1 protein-coding gene is annotated in these 3,016 nt (G+C 33.2%); it reads right to left on the reverse strand.

The window, feature by feature from the left end:
* Positions 1 to 354: 354 nt before the first annotated feature.
* The gene (locus tag F6K27_RS32755; protein ID WP_161565107.1) at positions 355 to 2,088 is read right to left on the reverse strand and encodes an alpha/beta hydrolase; all 1,734 of its coding nucleotides are present in this window, start codon (positions 2,086 to 2,088) and stop codon (positions 355 to 357) included.
* Between the last annotated feature and the right edge of the window lie 928 nt (positions 2,089 to 3,016).

Raw genomic sequence — 3,016 nt, forward strand, 5'->3', positions numbered from 1 at the left:
AAAGTACTTGTTAGTATTGAGTCTTTGGTAGAAATAGAAGAGTCGGCAGCTCGGCTACGATTTGCGATCTTTGAAACTGACGCTGAATAGTTTAGTGTAATAGGTTGACATCTCCCCCGGTGAAACAGGGGGGCAAAAGAAAGTTTTGTGTAAGCATTTAGCTTTCAGCTTTCAGTCATCAGTTTATGCGCTTTTAGCTGACGGCTGACTGCTTACAGTTTTGTTCCCTGGGGGCTAGGGGCAATGATTAATGACTACCTCTTCTACAACTTCCCTAAATCCTAACTCTTAACTCTTAACTATTGCCTACTGCCTACTCCCTACCCTAACAAAAAGACTTTCTATATGCAAACCCTAATTAGTATTACTAAATCGTTTGGAAAAATTGTCGATCGCCTGTTGTAGATCGTCTTCTGTGAGAGACTGTAATACACCGAAAGTAAATGGTTGTTGATTAATATATTGTAGATAAGACCCACTTAGATATGGTAATGATTGAGATTGATTTATCAGATAAGCTTGAAAAAAGGCTAAACCTAGTACCTGGATAAAAGGATAAGCTAAAGTAGGATCGGGACCAATTAATTTGATTGGTAGTTCTATAGAAACTTCCTCTTCTTCTTCTACAGCAATAAACGAAAAGTGAGTTGCTGGTTCACTAATAACTAAATATTTATCTGTAGTAGTTAAGCTAATGAATGGATAAATTTGCTCTGGAATTGGTGGAGCAAAAATATCTCTAGTACTAGCAACAATCATCAAGGGTATTGCAATTTTACTAATTTTTTCAGGTCCAAATACACCACTACTAATTGGATTTATTGCAATAGCTGCTGTGATACGTTCATCTCGTAAATTTTCGGTTATTTCTGCTGGTAAATTACTCGTTTGACACTGTAATAATAGAGATAAATTAAAGATAAATTTAGTATCTTCAGATTGGCAATCTTTTCGTAGATCTTCTAGGTCTAGGGGAGCACCTGCAAGACTTAAAGCAGTATAACCGCCAAAAGATTGACCTACTATTCCCACTTGTTTAAAATTTAGCTGACCTCGCCAGATTGGATCGGAGTTTATTTTTGCCTCTAATTCATCCAGTAAATATTTAATATCTAGTGGGCGATTAATAAATTCCATTCCATCTACAGGTCTGCTAAAACCTGCAAAGATATTTTCAAGTTTTTCTGCATTTGAACCAATATGTTCTGGTACTATTACTGCAAAACCATGAGATGCTAAATGTTCGGCAAGATAGGCAAAGCTATTTAGGTCTGAACCTAAACCATGGGAAATAACTATTACAGGAATTAATTTATTTCCAGAACTTTTTGGCAGATAAATATTTGCTGGAGAAGAGCGGTCGCGATTAGGATTTCTAAAGGTAATAGATTGTTTTTCCCATCTTATATTTCCTGGTTGTCTTAAATCTGGAAAATTATTAAAATCAATTTTATTCTCACTAAGCGATCGTTCTTGAGCTTGATTTTGTAGCTCTATTACAATCAAGCGTTCTTCTACAAATCTTTCGATTAATTCTTCAGTTAAATTGATACCTTCTTCAAGTTCTATTAACAAATCTCCAGGAAAATTTTTCAACACATTAATAATAGTCAAACCATCTGGTTCTGCAAGAGCTAACTGAAAAGCTGTTTGGAGAGCTGCACTCCCATTTTTATTTTCTCCAGTTTTCAGGATTTTACCTAATCTTTTCAGAACTTCTTGTCCTGCTGGTTCTTCCATAAATGTGTTGACAATAGTAGGATTAACATCAAAACGGTTTTGAAAAAGTTCTCTTAGTTCTTGTTTTTGTTTTTTCAGAACTGTCTGTATTTCTTTTGTTTCTTCTGTTGTGAGCAGCTCAGAATAAAAGGTAAATTCTTTGCTAAATTCTCCTTCTTTAGCAAACCTTTCGATAGATTCAATTGGTATTTTTAGTTGAAAAGGTGGCAAAGAAACTACGATTGGATCTGTAATGTCGAGAGCAGGAATAGAAATTATAAGATTTTCGGCAGCAGAGGCAGAAATAGTGGTAAAAATAGGTGATAATATAGTTAATCCAGCAATCAATATCGAGTTCTTTTTAAACATTTTTAACAAAGCTGATTTATGTTTTAAATCACAGATTTTTATCTGCTGTAATTGAGCTATCTTAACGCCTAAAAAAATGAGGGTATTCCTAGAAATATACTGTGATTTTAACCAATAAAATACCATAAATAACTCCTATTAAATCCAAGTATTATATTGTGCCATAAAATCTCATTTTGATCTATAATGCAGTAATTAAAAGAGAGAAATAGGCAGATATATCCACAAGCATTATTTTTTTAACTAGTATAATATAATAGGAATAAAAACTATTATTATTCTACAGAAAAAAGAAAAGCCTGTAGTTAGAGGTCTGATTCTTACAGTGCTAAAGTGCAACTACAAACAAAGATTTTTTTTGCAGGATTTTTCAAACCAAAAATATAATCAAATATGATAAAATCTAACATTCTTACCACTGTTACCTAATACCATTTCTAAATAGTAAGTGGTTGTGCAAAATTAATTACACATTTATACAAATTGAATTCTTGAACTTCTAAAGAGCGCAGAGAATTGGGATAGGTAAATAATTTTGCTTAGGTACTTAATGCTATATTTGATTACCATCTCCCCATGTCCCCATCTCCCTACCTCCCCATTAGTAAGAGGTCGTTTGTAAAGAATTATGAAGTGTTTTTACCCCTGGCAAATTGGGTATTTCAGCCTATAAATCTGGGATAAATAACCAAGTTGTTACAGTTTAAAGGTCAATCATTGTATACTACAAAACTTTACAAACAGTCTCTAAAGATATATAGCAATGAGCGCTGGCATCTTTACATGTTACATAGATATTTGCAATGTAATATAAAAGTAACTGTATGAGCTGTATTTTTCATAAATTAGGCGATCGCTAAACCTTAAAGTTTTAAGGATGTCTGTAATGGTATTGATAATTTACAGTTTATAGCTTGAAATTGTTTAC

Source organism: Okeania sp. SIO2F5, from assembly GCF_010692685.1.
Taxonomy (GTDB): Bacteria; Cyanobacteriota; Cyanobacteriia; order Cyanobacteriales; family Microcoleaceae; genus Okeania; species Okeania hirsuta.